Source organism: Pantoea eucalypti, assembly GCF_009646115.1.
Taxonomy (GTDB): Bacteria; Pseudomonadota; Gammaproteobacteria; order Enterobacterales; family Enterobacteriaceae; genus Pantoea; species Pantoea eucalypti.
Map to the genome: position 1 here is coordinate 1,638,297 of NZ_CP045720.1, position 18,445 is coordinate 1,656,741.

13 protein-coding genes are annotated in these 18,445 nt (G+C 58.8%); 9 read left to right on the forward strand and 4 right to left on the reverse strand.

The annotated features are described in order from the left end of the window. The first annotated feature begins 45 nt into the window (after positions 1-45). Complete coding sequence (gene phnE, locus EE896_RS07510) at positions 46-906, forward strand: phosphonate ABC transporter, permease protein PhnE (protein ID WP_039659943.1); 861 nt, start codon at positions 46-48, stop codon at positions 904-906. After that, positions 903-1,787 (forward strand): phosphonate ABC transporter, permease protein PhnE, encoded by an 885-nt coding sequence (phnE, locus tag EE896_RS07515; RefSeq protein WP_140916202.1) that lies wholly within the window; start codon positions 903-905, stop codon positions 1,785-1,787. The genes phnE (EE896_RS07510) and phnE (EE896_RS07515) overlap by 4 nt, the downstream gene beginning before the upstream one ends. Here phnE (EE896_RS07515) and EE896_RS07520 read toward each other — a convergent pair. Continuing rightward, a complete protein-coding gene (locus EE896_RS07520) occupies positions 1,741-4,359 on the reverse strand; it encodes an ATP-binding protein (protein ID WP_140916201.1) in 2,619 nt (872 codons plus the stop codon). The genes phnE (EE896_RS07515) and EE896_RS07520 overlap by 47 nt on opposite strands. A gap of 147 nt (positions 4,360-4,506) precedes the next feature. On the opposite strand from EE896_RS07520, the gene EE896_RS07525 reads away from it, so the two are divergent. From EE896_RS07525 to EE896_RS07540, 4 genes are all read left to right on the forward strand, one after another. Beyond that, positions 4,507-6,021, forward strand: coding sequence for a sugar ABC transporter ATP-binding protein (locus tag EE896_RS07525; RefSeq protein WP_140916200.1), 1,515 nt, complete (start codon positions 4,507-4,509; stop codon positions 6,019-6,021). A gap of 10 nt (positions 6,022-6,031) precedes the next feature. Further along, entirely contained in the window at positions 6,032-7,012 is a 981-nt protein-coding gene (locus tag EE896_RS07530; RefSeq protein ID WP_008926895.1) for an ABC transporter permease subunit, read from the forward strand. Positions 7,013-7,102: 90 nt separating this feature from the next. Continuing rightward, a complete protein-coding gene (locus EE896_RS07535) occupies positions 7,103-8,041 on the forward strand; it encodes an ABC transporter substrate-binding protein (RefSeq protein ID WP_003852461.1) in 939 nt (312 codons plus the stop codon). Between the two features lie 43 nt (positions 8,042-8,084). Then, complete coding sequence (locus EE896_RS07540; RefSeq protein ID WP_140916199.1) at positions 8,085-8,768, forward strand: D-lyxose/D-mannose isomerase; 684 nt, start codon at positions 8,085-8,087, stop codon at positions 8,766-8,768. Positions 8,769-8,879: 111 nt separating this feature from the next. Here the strand turns inward: EE896_RS07540 and EE896_RS07545 are convergent, their stop codons facing one another. After that, the gene (locus tag EE896_RS07545) at positions 8,880-9,752 is read right to left on the reverse strand and encodes an AraC family transcriptional regulator (protein ID WP_140916198.1); all 873 of its coding nucleotides are present in this window, start codon (positions 9,750-9,752) and stop codon (positions 8,880-8,882) included. Positions 9,753-9,917: 165 nt separating this feature from the next. On the opposite strand from EE896_RS07545, the gene EE896_RS07550 reads away from it, so the two are divergent. Further along, entirely contained in the window at positions 9,918-10,649 is a 732-nt protein-coding gene (locus EE896_RS07550) for an SDR family oxidoreductase (RefSeq protein ID WP_140916197.1), read from the forward strand. A gap of 36 nt (positions 10,650-10,685) precedes the next feature. Here the strand turns inward: EE896_RS07550 and EE896_RS07555 are convergent, their stop codons facing one another. Next, on the reverse strand, positions 10,686-11,429 hold the full coding sequence (locus tag EE896_RS07555; RefSeq protein ID WP_003852465.1) for a response regulator: 744 nt from the start codon (positions 11,427-11,429) through the stop codon (positions 10,686-10,688). Positions 11,430-11,851: 422 nt separating this feature from the next. On the opposite strand from EE896_RS07555, the gene EE896_RS07560 reads away from it, so the two are divergent. Continuing rightward, a complete protein-coding gene (locus EE896_RS07560; RefSeq protein WP_008926891.1) occupies positions 11,852-13,150 on the forward strand; it encodes an NCS2 family permease in 1,299 nt (432 codons plus the stop codon). Between the two features lie 1,950 nt (positions 13,151-15,100). Here EE896_RS07560 and EE896_RS07565 read toward each other — a convergent pair. Next, positions 15,101-16,555, reverse strand: coding sequence for an AMP nucleosidase (locus EE896_RS07565; RefSeq protein WP_008926890.1), 1,455 nt, complete (start codon positions 16,553-16,555; stop codon positions 15,101-15,103). Between the two features lie 465 nt (positions 16,556-17,020). Here EE896_RS07565 and EE896_RS07570 point away from each other — a divergent pair, with 465 nt between their 5' ends. Beyond that, positions 17,021-18,430, forward strand: coding sequence for an EmmdR/YeeO family multidrug/toxin efflux MATE transporter (locus EE896_RS07570; RefSeq protein ID WP_003854424.1), 1,410 nt, complete (start codon positions 17,021-17,023; stop codon positions 18,428-18,430). The last annotated feature ends 15 nt before the right edge of the window (positions 18,431-18,445 follow it).

An 18,445-nucleotide genomic window follows, 5' to 3' on the forward strand; every position in this document is an offset into this window, starting at 1 on the left:
GCAACCCCGCCTGCGTCCCGCTGCTTTAGCGCCGGAGATCCTCCTTTGACCGAATTCGAACACTATTACCAACGCATCCGCCGCCAGCAGAAACGTGACACGCTGCTCTGGTCACTGCTGCTGGTGGCACTCTATCTGGCGGCGGGCAGGGTGGCAGAATTTAATCTGCTCACCGTCTGGCAGTCGCTGCCGCATTTTTTTGACTATCTGCATGAAATCCTGCCGGTGCTGCATCTGCCGCTGCTGTTTGCCGACGGCAAAACCGAAGGTTCGCTGGCGTACTGGGGCTACCGTCTGCCGATTCAGCTGCCACTGATCTGGGAAACGCTGCAGCTGGCGCTGGCCTCGACGCTGATCGCGGTGGCCGTGGCGGCGGTGCTGGCCTTTTTCGCCGCCGACAACACCCAGACGCCGGTCAGCGTGCGGATGACCATTCGTGCCTTTGTCGCCTTTCTGCGCACCATGCCGGAACTGGCGTGGGCGGTGATGTTTGTGATGGCCTTTGGCATCGGGGCGATCCCCGGCTTTCTGGCGCTGGCGCTGCACACCGTGGGCAGCCTGACCAAGCTGTTTTATGAGGCGATTGAGTCGGCATCCGACAAGCCGGTGCGCGGCCTGGCCGCCTGTGGCGCCAGCAAGCTGCAGCGGATGCGCTTCGCCTTCTGGCCCCAGGTGAAACCGGTCTTTCTCTCTTACAGCTTTATGCGACTGGAAATTAACTTCCGCTCTTCAACCATCCTCGGGCTGGTTGGCGCAGGCGGTATCGGCCAGGAGCTGATGACCAATATCAAACTGGACCGCTACGATCAGGTCAGTATCACGCTGCTGCTGATTCTGATTGTGGTATCGCTGCTGGATACGCTATCTGGCCAGCTTCGTCGCCGTGTGACAGGAGATCGGACATGATGAGCCACGTACCTGATGTCACGCTAATGAAGCAGCAGCATCGTGAACTCTTTGCCGCGCAGCCGCGCTATCTGCGCCGCATAGGGCTGATGGCGCTGGCGGTGCTGCTCTACTATCTCTTTTTCTTTTCCGTATTTGGCCTGGAATGGTCGCGCCTGCTGATGGGCTGCCAGCAACTTGGACGCTATTTCCTGCGAATGTTTGTCTGGCATGACTTCATGAACTGGCCGTTTGGCTACTATTTTTCGCAGGTCGGGATCACTTTAGGCATTGTGTTCGCCGGGACGCTGACCGCCTCGCTGCTGGCGCTGCCGCTCTCGTTTCTGGCGGCACGCAACGTCATGCACGATGGCGCGGCAAAACCGCTGGCGTTTCTGATGCGCCGTGTGTTCGATGTGTTACGCGGCATCGACATGGCGATCTGGGGGCTGATATTCGTGCGTGCGGTCGGCATGGGGCCGCTGGCCGGGGTGCTGGCGATTATCCTGCAGGATGTCGGTCTGCTCGGCAAACTCTACGCCGAAGGGCACGAAGCGGTGGAGCGATCGCCAGGTCGCGGACTGAGTGCCGTGGGTGCCAACAGTTTGCAGAAACACCGCTTCGGCATCTTTACCCAGTCATTCCCGCAGTTTCTGGCGCTGAGCCTTTACCAGATTGAGTCCAATACCCGCTCGGCAGCGGTGCTGGGCTTTGTCGGCGCGGGTGGTGTCGGTCTGGTCTACGCCGAGAACATGCGCCTGTGGAACTGGGATGTGGTGATGTTTCTGACGCTGATCCTGGTGGTGGTGGTGATGGTCATGGATGTGATTTCCAGCCGCCTGCGTAAGCGCTACATCAGTGGGAAACCGGTGCCGTTGTGGCAGCCTGCTGCGCGCGATTAAGCCGTTCGCTGCGCTGCCAGGCGCGCTGTAGCGCCTGCATCAGTTGTGCCTGCTGCCAGGGTTTCGCCAGCCGTTCACACAGCGGCAGCGTGACCGGCTGGTGACGCAGATCCTGACCGCTGATAAGCAATGTCGCCAGCTGTGGCCAGTTCTGATGGGCCTGCCGGATCACCTCTGCGCCGTTAATCTCGCCGGGTAGCATCAGGTCGCTGATCAGCAGGTCGATATCCGGTGTCTGGCGCAGCAGCGCCAGCGCCTCTTCACCGTCGCCACATTCCAGCGTCAGATAACCCAGCTGATGCAGATGCTCGCACAGTGTCTGCCGTACCGCCGGTTCATCATCCAGTACCAGCACCAGCCGGTTACTGGCCGCTTCAAGATCTGCTGCAAGGTCAGCCTCACCGGGCACAGGCGGTGGCGGGGCGATAACGGCGGCTTCCGCTGCGCGCGGCAACAAGAGACGCACCGTGGTGCCCTGGCCCGGCGCAGTTTCCAGTTCTATCTGTCCGCCTGACTGCCGCACAAAGCCGTAAACCATGGACAGTCCAAGCCCGCTGCCACTGCCGGTCGCTTTGGTGGTGAAGAAAGGCTCGAAAACCTGTTCGCGCACGTCGGCGGACATGCCGCAGCCGTGGTCGATCACCTCAATTGTGACGCGGTCACGTTTTTCTCCCCCCTCCAGTCGACGCTGATTCCAGATGCGCAGCCGGATTTCGCCGTTTTGCTGGTGCATGGCATCGCGCGCATTCACCACCAGATTCATCAGCGCATTTTCCAGCTGGCTGGCATCGATCCAGGCGGGCCAGCCGGGGCGCTGGGCATCAATAATCAGCTGCTGTCCCGGCAGCAGCGAGTGCTGAAGCAAGCCCTGCAGGTTATCCACCAGCGTCACCACCGACACTGCGCGCGGATAGAGCGCCTGTTTGCGCGAGAAGGCCAGCAGGCGCTGCGTCAGCTGGGCGGCGCGATCGGCCGCCTGCCGCGCCCGCTCAATGCGGGTGGCGAGGGGGCCGGGCATCAGCTGGCCTTCAGTCAGCGCCAGACTGCCGATAATCACCGCCAGCAGATTGTTAAAGTCGTGCGCCAGCCCGCCGGTCAGCTGACCGACCGCCTTCATCTTCTGGCTGTGCTGGAGCGCTTCTTCCAGGGTTTTACGTGAGGTGCGGTCCAGCACGGTATTGACCATGCCGCGCCGCGGAATCGGACTGAAACGCAGCTCCAGCGTACGGCCATCGGCCAGCCGGATCTCCTGCTGCTCACCGGGATCGTGCAGATCCACCGCCAGCGGGGCCAGCAGTTGCTGATAGTGGACGCCACGATGGACCTCACGCGGCGCAAGGCCGAGCAGTTCGGCATACTGCGCATTCCACACCACCAGCTGACCATTGTGATCAAACAGAGCAAAGCCGTCGCGCATCGCCAGGAAGGTGGACTCCAGCTGGTTACTCTTCTCTTTCAGCAGCCGTGAGGTGTGGGCCAGCGAGGCGGTATTTCGGGCAAAGACGTTAAAGGCCCGCGCCAGTTCACCCAGTTCGTCACGCCGTTGCAGCCCCGGCACGCTGACGTTCTGTTCGCCCTGCGCCAGACGCGTCATCGCGCCGGCAATCGCTGTCAGGCTCGATCCGAGATTGCGGTAGATGTAGATTCCGGCATAGCCGGTAATCGCCAGCGCCAGCAGCACAAACAGCGCGATAAAGCCGATGATCGAATCAAGTTCGTGGTGAGTGGCCTGGGTACGCGCCTCACTTTGCAGCGCAACCTGCTGCACTGACGCATTGATATCGTCATTCAGCATCGCCACCAGTGCTTTAATCCGGTAGGTAGCATAGGCGATTGCCAGGTCGCTCTGCTCCAGCGCCTCCGCCAGCGGCAGCAGGCGTTGCTGGGTAATCAGGAGTCGCTGCACGTTCTCGCCCGTGACGCCCGTCAGCGGCACGCTGCGCCACTGCGTCATCACCTGCTGAAGCTGTTCAATGACGGCAATGGGCGTGGGTGTGCGAATGGCGATGGTGATCAGCCGTTCGGTTTGCTCACGCAGTGCGGCATCCGGCAGTGTGAGCTGTTCCCGCTGCACCAGCTGGTTGATATGGCTGAGCAGAATCTGGGTCTGCCACAGATCACTCAGCATGTTGTTGCGCTGCAGATGCCGCTGATGGCCATTCAGCAGCAGGCTATTAATCGTCTGCTCCAGCATCAGGCTGCGGGCGCGGATCCGCGCGATGCGCTCCGGCTGACGGGCCGCCAGCGGTGCGCTGGCCAGCAGGCTCAGCGACTGCTGCAACGCCTGCTGATTCTGCTGCAGGCGCTGCGATTCGCTTTGATACTCCAGTGCCCCGACCACCTGCGACAGCCGCACGGCCGCCGTCGCCACATTGGCGGTATCGCGCGCCAGCGCCAGGCTGCCATTCATATCTGCCAGCGTCTGCGCCTGCGCCTGCTCCTGAATTGCCCCGGCATGACGAAAGCCGATGATCGCCACCACGCTTACCATCAGCGTGACTGACACCACCAGCAGATTGAACATCAACAGGCGTCCACGCGCCCCGGCCTGCCACGGATAACTGCGCTGCATCCCACGACCTCTTAATCACTGCAACGATGCGCCGAGTATAGGAGCGTGATGTCAGGCGTTTATGACAAATATGAACGGCCGCTGACATTTTCCGTTTATCTGGCGTTGTTTTACTGGCGGCTATCCACAGTCCGCAGGAGCGAGGCGATGACAGCCACACCAATACTGGAAATGCGGGGAATTACCCGACGCTTCGGCAATTTTTATGCCCTGAAGGGTGTCGATCTCACGGTCTGGCCCGGTGAGGTTCACGCACTGATGGGTGAGAACGGCGCGGGTAAAAGCACACTGATGAAGATTCTGGCCGGTGCCTATACCGCCAGCAGCGGGGAAATTTTAATTGAAGGTAAGCCCTGGGCACTGAAAGGGCCGAAAGAGGCGCTGGCTGCCGGGATTACCCTGATTTATCAGGAGATCAATCTGGCACCCAACCTGACGGTGGCAGAGAACATTTTTCTGGGTAGCGAAATTGCATCCGGCGGGCTGGTGAAGCGGCGACAGATGGCTGAAGAGGCGCAGCGGGTCATTGATCGGCTCGGCGCACAGTTCAGCGCCTGGGATTTAGTCAGTCGTCTGAGCATCGCCGAGCAGCAGCAGGTGGAGATCGCCCGTGCGCTGCAGCGCAACAGCCGCATTCTGGTAATGGATGAGCCGACCGCCGCGCTCTCTAACCGCGAAACCGAACAGCTGTTTGCATTAATCAAACGGCTGCGCAGCGAAGGCATGGCGATTATCTACATCAGCCATCGTATGGCGGAAGTGTATGAGCTGTCTGACCGCGTCAGCGTGCTGCGTGATGGGCAATATGTGGGCAGCCTGACCCGTGACCAGCTTAACGCCAGTGAACTGGTGCGGATGATGGTCGGACGCCCGCTCAGCGACCTGTTTAACAAAGACCGCGCGATCCCTTTAGGCGACATCCGGCTGGCGGTGAATCACCTTACCGACGGCGGCAAAGTGCATCCCAGCAGTCTGGCAGTGCGGGCCGGAGAAATTGTCGGACTGGCCGGGCTGGTAGGCGCCGGTCGCAGCGAGCTGGCGCAGCTGATCTTCGGCGTACATAAGCCGAAAGAGGGCGAGATCTGGATCGACGGTGAGATGGTCACCATTCATTCGCCGCGTGATGCGATTGCCCGTGGCATCGGCTTCCTCACCGAGAACCGCAAAGAGCAGGGACTGTTTCTGGAGATGGCCGCGCAGGAAAATATTGTGATGGCGACGCTGGAACGTGACGCCAGTTACGGGATGCTCAACCGACGCAAAGGGCAGACCATCGCCAATGAGGCGATCGCCTCACTCAATATTCGTGTTCCCCATGCTCAGGTCCGGGCGGGCGGCCTGTCCGGCGGCAACCAGCAAAAGCTGCTGATCTCGCGCTGGGTGGCGATTGGCCCGCGCATCCTGATTCTGGATGAGCCGACGCGCGGCGTCGATGTCGGCGCTAAAAGCGAGATCTACCGCATGATGCAGGAGATGGCGCGGCAGGGCGTGGCGATTTTAATGATCTCCAGCGAACTGCCGGAAGTGGTCGGGATGAGTGACCGCGTTTACGTGATGCACGAAGGCACCATCGTCGGTGAGCTGGAGGGCAGCCACATCAGTCAGGAAAATATTATGACGCTGGCAACCGGTGCGCACAGCGCGTCAACAGGCGAAATCTAAGGAGACCACCATGACACAACTGGCCCGCACCAAAGCGCCGACGCTGAAACGCGCCCTGATGGGCGATCTGCTGCAAACGGTGGGTATCCTGCCGATTCTGATCCTGATCGTGGCGGTATTTGGTTTCGTCACGCCAAACTTTTTTACTGAAGCCAACCTGCTCAATATTACCCGTCAGGCGTCGATCAACATTGTGCTGGCGGCGGGCATGACTTTCGTCATCCTCACCGGCGGTATCGATCTGTCGGTGGGGTCGATGCTGGGCACCACGGCGGTGGTGGCGCTGGTGGCGTCGCTGGACCCGATGCTCGCCTCCCTGACCATTCCGATGGCGCTGGGCGCGGGTCTGGTGATGGGGCTGTTCAACGGCATCCTGGTCGCCTGGGCCGGATTGCCCCCCTTTATTGTCACGCTGGGTACCTACACCGCATTGCGCGGAGCGGCGTATCTGCTGGCGAACGGCACCACGGTGATCAACTCCGATATTAACTTTGAATGGATTGGCAACGGCTATCTCGGTCCGGTGCCGTGGCTGATTGTGATTGCCTTTGCGGTGATTGCCATCTGCTGGTTCATTCTGCGTCGCACCACGCTGGGCGTCCATATCTACGCCGTCGGTGGCAATATCCAGGCTGCACGCCTGACGGGCATCAAGGTTGGCGTCGTGCTGCTGTTTGTCTACGGCATGAGTGGCCTGCTGTCGGGGCTGGCCGGGCTGATGAGTGCCTCGCGGCTCTACAGCGCCAACGGCAACCTGGGCGTCGGTTATGAGCTGGATGCGATTGCGGCGGTGATTCTCGGCGGCACCAGCTTTGTCGGTGGTATCGGCACCATCACCGGCACGCTGATTGGCGCACTGATTATCGCCACGCTGAATAACGGCATGACGCTGATGGGCGTCTCCTATTTCTGGCAGCTGGTGATTAAAGGCGCAGTGATCATCATCGCCGTCCTGATCGACAAATACCGTACCCGTCATCATGTGAGTTGAGGCTTAAAAGGGCGGATGCGTCATCTGGCCTCCGCCACCTAAAAAACGCCATTAAGTGGTTGGCACCTTGAAAACAGCAGGAGAAGGTCTATGCGTTTTAATCCGATTGTAACCGGGCTGCTGGCGGCAACGCTGTTCAGCACCGGCCTGGCTCAGGCAAAAGAACTCAAATCTATCGGCGTAACGGTCGGCGATCTGGCTAACCCCTTCTTCGTGCAGATCACTAAAGGCGCAGAGATGAAGGCGCGTCAGCTGGCGGGCGATAAAGTTAACGTCACGCTGGTCTCCAGCGGTTACGATCTTGGTCAGCAGGTCGGCCAGATTGATAACTTTATTGCGGCGAAAGTCGACATGATTATCCTCAACGCCGCCGACTCAAAAGGGATCGCCCCAGCCGTTAAACGGGCGCGTGACGCCGGTATCGTAGTGGTAGCAGTCGACGTGGCAGCCGATGGCGCGAATGCGACCATCACCTCCGATAACACCCAGGCAGGCGCAATGGCCTGTAAATATATTTCTGACCGACTGAAGAACAAAGGCAACGTGGTGATCATCAACGGACCGCCTGTCTCTGCCGTGCAGAACCGTGTGGAAGGCTGCATGAACGAGCTTAAAACCCATCCGGACATCAAGCTGCTCTCCTACAACCAGAACGCCAAAGGCAGTCGTGAAGGCGGACTGGAAGTGATGACCGGTCTGCTCTCGGCTAATCCAAAAATTGATGCGGTATTTGCCATCAATGATCCGACGGCTATCGGTGCGGATTTAGCGGCGAAACAGGCGCAGCGCAGCGAGTTCTTTATCGTGGGCGTCGATGGATCGCCGGACGGGGAAGAGGCATTGAAGCGTAAAAACTCACTGTTTGTCGCCACGCCAGCTCAGGACCCGCAGGTGATGGCCGCCAAAGCGGTTGAGATTGGCTATGACATTCTGCAGGGCAAACCGGCTCCGGATAAACCTGTGCTGATCCCGGTGAAGCTGATCGATCGTAATAATATCGGCAGCTATCAGGGCTGGACGGTGAAATAAGCGTTAGAGCGGCACCTTCGGGTGCCGCTTTCAGGAGGCCACTATGCAACGTTCAGAGGTTAACGACTACCTGCAACATACCCGCGAATTTTTCCGGCAGCAGGATGTGCATCTTCCGTCCTGGGCCGATTACAGCATCCGTCAGTGGCGCGCGCAGGATCGTGAAGTGATACAGGAGATTCTGGCGCTGCGGCTGGGCTGGGATCTCACCAGTTTTGGTGCGGCTGATTTTTTTCAGACCGGATTGACGCTGTTTACTCTGCGTAATGGCTCCCCTGGCGGACAGCCCTGGCATAAACCCTACGCTGAAAAAATTATGCATGTACGTGAAGGGCAACTGACACCTATGCACTACCATCCGCGCAAGATGGAGGACATCATCAATCGCGGTGGTGGCAACCTGATTGTTGAACTGCATAACCGCGACGGAGGCGGGCTGGCCGACTCGCCGGTGGTGGTGTCGCTGGATGGCATGCGACAGACCCATGCAGCCGGAACACAGCTGCGGCTTTCACCGGGTGAAAGTGTGACTTTGGAGGCGGGTATCTGGCACAGCTTCTGGGGCGAAAGCGGCTTCGGTGACGTGCTGGTGGGCGAAGTGTCGATGCCCAATGATGACGAAAACGACAATGTGTTTCTGACACCGCTGGCCCGTTTCAACCCGCTGGATGAGGATGAAGCGCCACGCTGGCTGCTGTGTAATGACTATGCGCATGCCTTTCTCTGAGCTGCATTTATTGCGTTCATTGCCTGACTCTTTTCAATCAATCCCAGTGCAAAATCTCAGTGCAACATTACCGGCCTCACGGCGGCAGGCCGGGCTGAGCGTGTGCTGTGTTCACCTCAATGATTTCGCGAGGTGCTCAGCGCTATTCAGCCTGAGTTTTCTGATACTGCGGGCGGGCGGCTCACCGAACAGGCGTGCATATTCACGGGTAAACTGCGTCAGACTTTCGTAGCCCACATCTGCCGCAACAGCGGCGACATTACCGGGGCGTAACATAAGCGTCTTGCGCGCCTCGTAAAGCCGGAGATGTTTTTGATACTGCAGCGGGGAAAGTCCGGTGCTGGCCCGGAAACCACGATGAAAGGCTGAGAGACTCATGCCCGCAATCGCCGCCATATCCTCAATACGAAGCGCGGCGGCATAGTGTGTACGCAACCAGACCAGCGCCTTTCTGATCTTCGCGAAATACCCGTTCACCTCTGCTGCCTGACGCAGTAAACCGCCCTGTGGGCTCAGCAACAGCCGATAAAGAATCTCGCGCTCTACTAACGGCGCCATCACCCTAATCTCGCCAGGCTTTGCTATCAGGCGCACCATCCGCAGCCAGGCATCCACCAGCGCCTCATCCACCCGATTGACTGACATGCCACTCTTTGTTTTGGGCGCATCGGTCATGGGCATCTGATGCAACAGTTCGCTGATAGCAGTGAAATCCAGTGTCAGGCGCACCGCCAGATAAGGTGAGATTTCACTGGCCTCTGTAATTTCACCTGTGGCGGGCAGGTCGAACGACGCCGTGAACATCTCTCCGGCGGAATAGCGGAGAGAGCGTTCGCCCATCTGCAGCCTTTTTTCTCCCTGCAGTATCAGGCTGACGAAAGGCGAATAGATTTCCGGCGGCAGGGGCATCGGCTGACTGACGCGGTAAAGATCCACGCGCGGAATCGCCGTCGCCGTGAGTTCATCAGCCGTGCATGCCAGCATTTCATCTCTTATCGCATCAAGCCTGTTTATGGGACACCTCTCCGGCGGTTGCCGTGTGCAGAGTGAGAAAAGCAGTAACAGGCAAATTTTAGGCAGGATTACAGCCGCCGCACAATCGGCTGAGGATTATTCTCGCTCTCTGACCATTTTACTGAAGGGGATGACATGAGAATTGAGAACGCCGTGATTATGATTACCGGTGCATCGTCGGGCATCGGAGAAGCCACCGCGCGTGCGGCGCTGGAGGCGGGTGCGCAGGTTATTTTACTGGCACGACGCAAAGACCGCCTGGTTGCCCTCGTGGGAGAATCAGGCAAAGCACTGGCTGTGGCCTGCGATGTGACGCAGCCAGAGCAGATTGCAGATGCTGTCAGGCAGGGGATAGCACGCTTTGGCCGGATTGATGTGTTAATCAACAATGCCGGGCAGGGGTTGTTCGCGGCGGTTGAGGAGATTGATGCCAGCGAGTTCAGAGCGCTGCTCGACCTGAATCTGATCGCGCCGCTGATGATGATGCAGGCGGTGATCCCGCAGATGCGGGCGCAGGGCGAGGGGTGCATTATCAACGTCAGTTCTGGTGCGACCCTGGCAACCTGGCCGGGATCGGCGGCCTATACCAGTTCCAAAGCGGGACTGAATATGCTCTCCGGCGTGGCACGGCTGGAACTGGCGGACGCCGGGATAACGGTATCTGCTGTTTATCCATTCATGACCGTCTCGGAATTTTACCAGTCGGTGAAATCGGGGCAGGACGTTGCGATTGCGCAGGCACAGCAGAGCGCCGCAATTGCGCATACGCCGGAGCGCGTGGCTGAAACGATTCTCACCGTCATTCAGAGCGGAGAGGCGCAGGTCGATCTGGTGCCGCGCGCCTATGGCGGAAGTTATGAGGGATGAGTACCGGCCAGCGGAATGCAGGCCGGGTAAAGGGAGTCAGGCGATCTGGCTGGCGCGTAGCGCGGCTTCGGGTTTCATCACGTCAGCGGAAAAGACATAGCCCAGCCCGCGAATGGTGCGAATCAGGTCGGGCTGATGCGGGTTAGTTTCGATTTTGCGGCGCAGTCGCATGATCAGCACATCGATGGTACGGTCAAATACGTCCAGGCTTTCGCTGTGGGTCAGCTCCAGCAACTGATCACGGGTCAGTACTTTGCGGGCATGACGCACCAGCGCGTGCAGCAGGCTGTATTCTCCCTGGGTCAGCGGCACCAGTTCATGCTGCGGATTAAAAAGCTGGCAGCGGCCATCGTCCAGTTGCCAGCCGCCAAAACGCCAGCCCGCCTGTTCGGGGTGAGCCTGCGCAATGCGTCCGCTGCGACGCAGTGCTGCACGGGCGCGCGCCACTACCACGCGTGGATTAAAAGGTTTGGCAATATAGTCATCTGCGCCCATCTCCAGACCCACGACCATCTCCGCTTCCGAACCCATACCCGTCAGCATAATCACCAGCACGTCCGGCCGCTGACGCTGGAGCTGCTGCAACACCAGCAATCCGTTGGTATCGGGCAACATCATATCCAGCATCACCAGTGAAATTTCCGGGTGTTCGCTGAGCATGGAGAGCGCCTCGCGTCCCTGATGACAGCTGTAGACAGTTAACAGATGTTCACTTAACGCATCCTGCAGGACGTCGCAGACAGCAGGATCATCATCCACCACCAAAATCGCTGGCTTCATGGCGCGGCCTCAATGTTACGAAGGAGTTAATTCTGGAGTCTACACAGGCCAGAAATGGTTGCTGAGGCAGCGTGCTGAAACGTGACCAGCTTCGCCTGTGAGAGTGCGGAAGCGTGCGCTGGCGCAGAGTTTTTCGGGGTGACGCATTTGCCGCAGGAAAACGATTGCGCGGAATCGGTGCATTGCACCATAATCGCGCCCAGTTTTGATTCGGAATCTTCTTAGGCGTGGCCGGCTCTGCCAGGTAATCGATTGCGTCGGCAGGTGGCATGGCAATTGCTTAGGCCAACAGGTTACACAGGGATTTCAGGCGGTTCTGGCAAGCAAGTATGCAGCGGCCAGGACAATGTCCCGGAAACAGAATAAATCAGCATGCAAACCCCTTTGGCAAGTGAGACTCCTGTCTCCTGTATCGAGAGATGATGATGTTAGAAAAACTATTCAAACTCAAAGCGCATAACACGACGGTTCGTACCGAGATTATCGCCGGGATCACCACCTTCCTGGCGATGGCTTATATTCTGTTTGTGAACCCGAGCATTCTGGGCGCAACCGGCATGGACAAGGGCGCGGTATTTGTCGCGACCTGTCTGGCGGCGGCGATTGGTTGTGTGCTGATGGGGCTGATTGCCAACTATCCGATTGCGCTGGCGCCGGGTATGGGACTGAACGCTTTCTTCACCTATACCGTGGTGCTGCATATGGGCTACACGTGGCAGATTGCGCTGGGTGCGGTGTTTCTCTCAGCAGTGATTTTCTTTGCGATGTCACTGTTTAAGATTCGTGAGTGGATTATTGCCAGTATCCCGCTGCCGCTGCGTGCCGGGATTGGCGCTGGTATCGGGCTGTTTCTGGCAATTATTGCGCTGGAAGGGGCAGGCATCGTGGTTGATAACCCGGCGACGCTGGTGGGTATTGGCGATCTGACTAAACCCGGCCCGCTGCTGGCAATGCTGGGCTTTGTGGTGATCGTGGTGCTGGAAGCACGCCGCGTAACCGGTGCGGTGCTGATCGGCATTCTGCTGGTGACCTTTATCTCCATGGGCATTGGCCTGTCGCCGTTCGCGGGCGTTTTCTCAGCTCCGCCATCGATTGCACCGACCTTTTTGCAGCTTGATATTGCCGGGGCATTTAACGTTGGCCTGGTCAGCGTGATTTTTGCCTTCCTGTTTGTCGATGTGTTTGATAACACGGGCACACTGCTGGGCGTGACCAAACGTGCCGGTCTGGCTGATGAGCAGGGTAACGTGCCGAAGATGGGCCGTGCGCTGATTGCCGACAGTGCCGCTGCACTGTTTGGTTCGCTGCTCGGCACCTCGACCACCACCAGTTATGTGGAATCGGCGGCGGGTGTGAGTGCAGGAGGCCGTACCGGCCTGACGGCGATCGTAGTAGGTGTGCTGTTCCTGCTGGCGCTGTTCTTCTCGCCGCTGGCTTCCAGCGTGCCGGTCTATGCCACCGCACCTGCGCTGCTGTTTGTGGCTGTGCTGATGACATCCGGTCTGGCTGATATTGACTGGAAAGATATTACTACCGCTGCGCCAGTCACCGTGACTGCGTTGACCATGCCGCTGACTTATTCTATTGCTAACGGCATTGCGTTTGGTTTCATTACCTGGACGCTGGTGAAGTTGCTGAGCGGTCGTGTGAAAGAGATAAATGCGGCGCTGGTGATTCTGTCGATTCTGTTTGTGATTAAGCTGGGATGGCTGAGTGCTTAGCTGTTGCCTGGCGGCAGGGATGTTACGCCTTGCGGCGGGCTGGCGCTGAGCGGGTTACGCTGAGAAGGTTACGCCCGCCAGGCGGTGGGGAGTTTCAGTTTGCCCGTGCAGGCGGACGCGTTAAGGGGCGTACGCCCGCCCCTTAACAATCCCGGCGTCCGGCAGCCTGCGCGCCCCGCGTTGCGGGGTGCCTTCGTCACGCCCTGCGGCCTGCGGCCTGCGGACCGTCCGGACGCGCCATCCCTGGTGCGTTCCGTCCTTTCGCCGACGTCCTGTCGGCTCATCCTTGCCTCCGGTTGTTCCTCAGCGCTTCGGATGCCTCGGGGAAACCCCAGCCGGTGGGTTTCCTGCCCGGTGGGGGAGTTCAGGCCGCTGAAAGCGGGGGAAGAGCTGCACTGGTTTCGCTTTGCAGCGGGCCTGCTATGACAATGTTACGTTGCGCGGTGCCTGCCCACTGAGCAGGTTACGCCCGCCAGGCGGTGGGGAGTTTCAGGTTGTCCGTGCAGGCGGACGCGTCAAGGGGCGAACGCCCGCCCCTTAACAATCCCGGCGTCCGGCAGCCTGCGCGCCCCGCGTTGCGGGGTACCTTCGTCACGCCCTGCGGCCTGCGGACCGTCCGGACGCGCCTTCCCTGGCGCGTTCCGTCCTTTCGCCGACGTCCTGTCGGCTCATCCTTGCCTCCGGTTGTTCCTCAGCGCTTCGGATGCCTCTGGTAAACCCCTGCTGGTGGGATTTTTGCCCGGTGGGGGATTCAGGCCGCTGAAAGCGGGTGAAGAGCTGCACTGGTTTCGCTTTGCAGCGGGCCTGCTATGACAATGTTACGTTGCGCGGTGCCTGCCCACTGAGCAGGTTACGCCCGCCAGGCGGTGGGGAGTTTCAGGTTGCCTGTGCAGGCGGACGCGTCAAGGGGCGAACGCCCGCCCCTTAACAATCCCGGCGTCCGGCAGCCTGCGCGCCCCGCCTTGCGGGGTCCCTTCGTCACGCCCTGCGGACTGCGGACCGTCCGGACGCGCCATCCCTGGCGCGTTCCGTCCTTTCGCCGACGTCCTGTCGGCTCATCCTTGCCTCCGGTTGCTCCTCAGCGCTTCGGATGCCTCTGTTAAACCCCCCGCCTTTAATATCCTGGTTTTTATCGGACATAGCGTTGTCTGGTGGTTTGAAAGCCAAAGCTAATTTTGAAAACTATCAGCGGCAATGCACCAGCATTAAAAATAAGAGACAACAGTTGATAGGGTGAAAGGCCATTCTTCCTGTCAGGCTTAAAACCGCAGGCAATCCTTCAGACTCGCTGCAATTACTTACCCAACACAAATAGAAGAGATAAAAGTAGATAGGGTGGAAGTGCATTCTTCCTGGCAGGCCAAAACCGCAGGCAATCCTTCAGACTTACACCGGTGACATACCCAACACAAAAATAAGAGATTCCAGCGAATAGGGTAGAAGGCCATTCTTCCTGCCCGGCAGAGAGCCGCAGATAATCCTTCAGACTTACAGCGATGACGTACCCAGTACAAAAAGAAGAGATAAAAGCGGGGAAGGAGGCCCTCAGAGCCGCTGAGCGGATGAGGGATTTCAGGACCAGCGGCAGGGATGCCGCGAAGAGGCGGGTTCGCGCCAGGGATGGCGCGTCCCGCCGGTCCGTAAGAAATCCGGAAGAAGCGAAGGAACCGCGAAGCGGCGGTGAAGCAGGCCGGAGCCCGGGGTCAAGGGGGCGCGGCGACTGGCGCCCCCTTGTTGGTCGCCTGCAGAGGCGTAACTGAAACTGGCCAGCTCACCAGGCGAACGAAACCCTCTCATAGCCCGTTCGCGCAGCGAACACCGGGGACATGCCAGCCCGCCAGGCGAAAGAAACCTTCTCAGCCCCGTTCGCGCAGCGAACACCTCAGCCACCTGCGTGCACCTTAGCCCGTTCGCGCAGCGAACACTCCCCCCTCGCCAGCGGCGAAAAACTTACCTGAAAGGCGGCTCATTGAACGTCCGCAACTTACGCGAATGCAACTTATCACCCTCGGCGCGCAGCAACTCAACCGCATGAATGCCAATCTGCAGATGCTCCGAAATCGCCCCTTCGTAGAAGCGGTTCGCCTGACCAGGCAGCTTAATCTCGCCGTGCAGCGGCTTATCCGAAACGCACAGCAGCGTGCCATACGGCACACGGAAGCGATAACCCTGCGCGGCAATAGTGGCGCTCTCCATATCGACTGCGACGGCGCGGCTCAGGTTAAAGCGCAGAGCCGACGCGGAGTAACGTAACTCCCAGTTGCGATCGTCAGTGGTCACCACGGTGCCAGTACGCAGACGCTGCTTCACCTCTTCGCCAGGCATATTACTCACAGCTTTTGTGGCGTCGTAGAGCGCGCGCTGCACTTCGGCAATGCTAGGCACCGGGATGTCTGGCGGAAGCACGCTGTCGAGCACGTGATCGTCACGCAGATAGGCGTGGGCCAGCACGTAATCGCCAATTCGCTGGCTCTCACGCAGACCGCCACAGTGACCAATCATCAGCCAGGCGTGAGGGCGCATTACCGCGAGATGATCGCAGATGGTTTTAGCATTCGACGGGCCGACGCCGATATTGATCAACGTAATACCACGGCGATTCGGCGAAGTCAGATGCCAGGCTGGCATCTGGTGCTTCTTCCACGCCAGATCAGAAAGCATCGACTCACTGTCGGCGGTGTCCGAGGTCAGCACTACATCGCCGGCACAGGCCAGGCTGTCGTAAGGGGTATTGGGATCACGTACCTGCTCAATCGCCCAGCGCACAAACTCGTCAACATAACGGGTGTAGTTAGTGAACAGCACAAACGGCTGGAAGTGCTCCACGCTGGTGCCGGTGTAATGACGCAGGCGGGCCAGCGAGAAGTCGGTGCGCAGTGCGTCAAAATGCGACAGCGGGAATTTGGCGTCAGCGTGGAACAGACCGTCGGTGGTCTCATCGCCAATCTGTGACAGCTCGGTGGTCGGGAAGTGGCGTGCAATACCGGCACTCATGGTGCGATCCAGTGACAGATCGGAGCCGTCGATCACGTAAGGATAGGGGATCTCCTGGCTGGACGGCACCACGTCAATCTCCAGCTGATACTCCTTCTCCAGCATTGCCAGCTGTTCCGCAATATAGTGACGCAGCAACGCCGGACGGGTGACGGTGGTGCTGTAACTGCCGGTGTGGGTAAAACGTCCCCAGGCACGTGTGCGGTTCTGCTGCGGGCCTTCGCCGTGCCAGGTGATGCGCAGCTCGGGGTAGACAAACAGTCCCGCTGCCCGATCGGCCTCATCCGGCAGCGTGCCGTTTTCGGTGAAGACTTTAATCGCCGCACGCAGCGCATCAACGGCACTGTCGTAGAGGCGTTCAAGTTCATCCAGCGCCTGCTGGCTGGTCAGGTTTTTCCGTAGTGTCGGCATGGTTTCTCCTTCCATTTTTTTCCGCAATTTGCCCCAAGCTTAGCGGGTTTGCTGCAGAGATTGGTGAAGAATCTGTGATTGCTGATTTTTCGCGCTAACGAAGCGGGAAATCTGAGCAGTACGGTTTTAAGGATGAGTCAGTCGCACTGAGTTCCGTTAAGTAAATCTTTACTATCAGACAGGATGATTAGCCGTCATTAACTGCGTTACGGATGACGAATACGCCGTAAAGCAGCCTTATGCAAGCTGGCGGTAATCGATCATAACGTCAGGTAAATAATCAGAATTGCTACAGCGGACAGGGCGGTGAGGCAGAATCTGCCGTAACGGGATTAAAAAGTTTGTAACCATGATTAATTTGCGCCGGAAAGACTTTGCATATTTCTCAGCCCCCTATCATCATTAGATCTCCTATCCAGTCACTTCTGATTTGGTAATCCTTTGCAAAATCCCGGCGTAGCAGTGATGCAGGCGATCAGGCGCACGGCGTGGTATCCAAAACGCCGCTCTTATCGCACGCTCTACTGGCGTGAAATATCGCCACTGGCAGTGCCTATCTTCTTCGAGAACGCCTGTGTGTTGTTGATGGGCGTTCTGAGCACCTTCCTGGTCAGCTGGCTGGGTAAAGAGGCGATGGCAGGCGTGGGCCTGGCTGACAGCTTCAACATGGTGATCATCTCATTCTTTGCCGCCATCGATCTCGGCACCACGGTGGTGGTGGCGTTCAGCCTGGCAAAACGCAACGGGAAGCGCGCCCGCGCCGCCACGCGACAGTCGCTGGCTATGATGACGATACTTGCCTTTGTGCTGGTGATCGCCATTGAGTTCTGGGGCCATTTGATTGTCGATGCGATCGCCGGTGCAGCCGATCCCAAAGTGAAAGAACTGGCGCTGAGCTATCTGCAGACGTCCGCCTGGAGCTATCCGGCTGCGGCCATCACACTGATCGGCAGCGGGGCGCTGCGCGGTGCAGGCAACACCAAAATTCCGATGCTGATTAACGGCGGCATGAACATCCTGAACATCATCATCAGTAGCGTGCTGATTTATGGCTGCTTCTCGTGGGACGGTTTAGGCTTTGTCGGGGCCGGACTCGGACTTACCATCACCCGCTATATCGGGGCGATCGCGGTAATTTACGTGCTGATGATCGGCTTTAACGCCTCGCTGAAAATCACGCTATCGAGCTATTTCCGGCGCTGGAACAGCAGCATCCTGATGGAAGTTTTAGGCATAGGTGTGCCTGCCAGTATCGAGTCTGTGTTGTTCAACGGCGGCAAACTCCTGACCCAGGTCTTTGTGGCAGGGATGGGCACCAGTGAAATTGCCGGTAACTTCATCGCGTTCTCTGTTGCATCCCTGATCAACCTGCCGGGCAATGCGCTGGGCTCTGCATCCACCATTATTACCGGCACACGATTAGGCCGGAATCAGGTGTTCCAGGCGGAACGCCAGGTGCGGCATGTTTTCTGGCTGGCGACGGCATGTCTGAGTGCGATAGCGCTGTTGACCGTACCGCTGGCCGGGTTACTGGCCCGCTTCTATACCAGCGATCCGGAGGTGATAAACGTAACGAAGCACCTGCTCTGGCTTAACGCGCTCTTTATGCCGCTATGGGCCGCGTCCTGGGTGCTGCCCGCCGGACTTAAGGGCGCGCGTGATGCGCGTTACACCATGTATGTCTCAATGTTCAGCATGTGGTGCGCCCGTGTGGTGGCCGGTTATCTGCTCGGCATTGTGCTTGGGATGGGCGTCACCGGTGTCTGGCTGGGGATGTTCCTCGACTGGACGGTGCGCGGCATCTTCTTCTGGTGGCGGCTCAATAGCGGTAAGTGGCTCGATCGCTACCGGAAGATGATCGCCAAAACCGGTTAGCGTTCTGCTTACGCC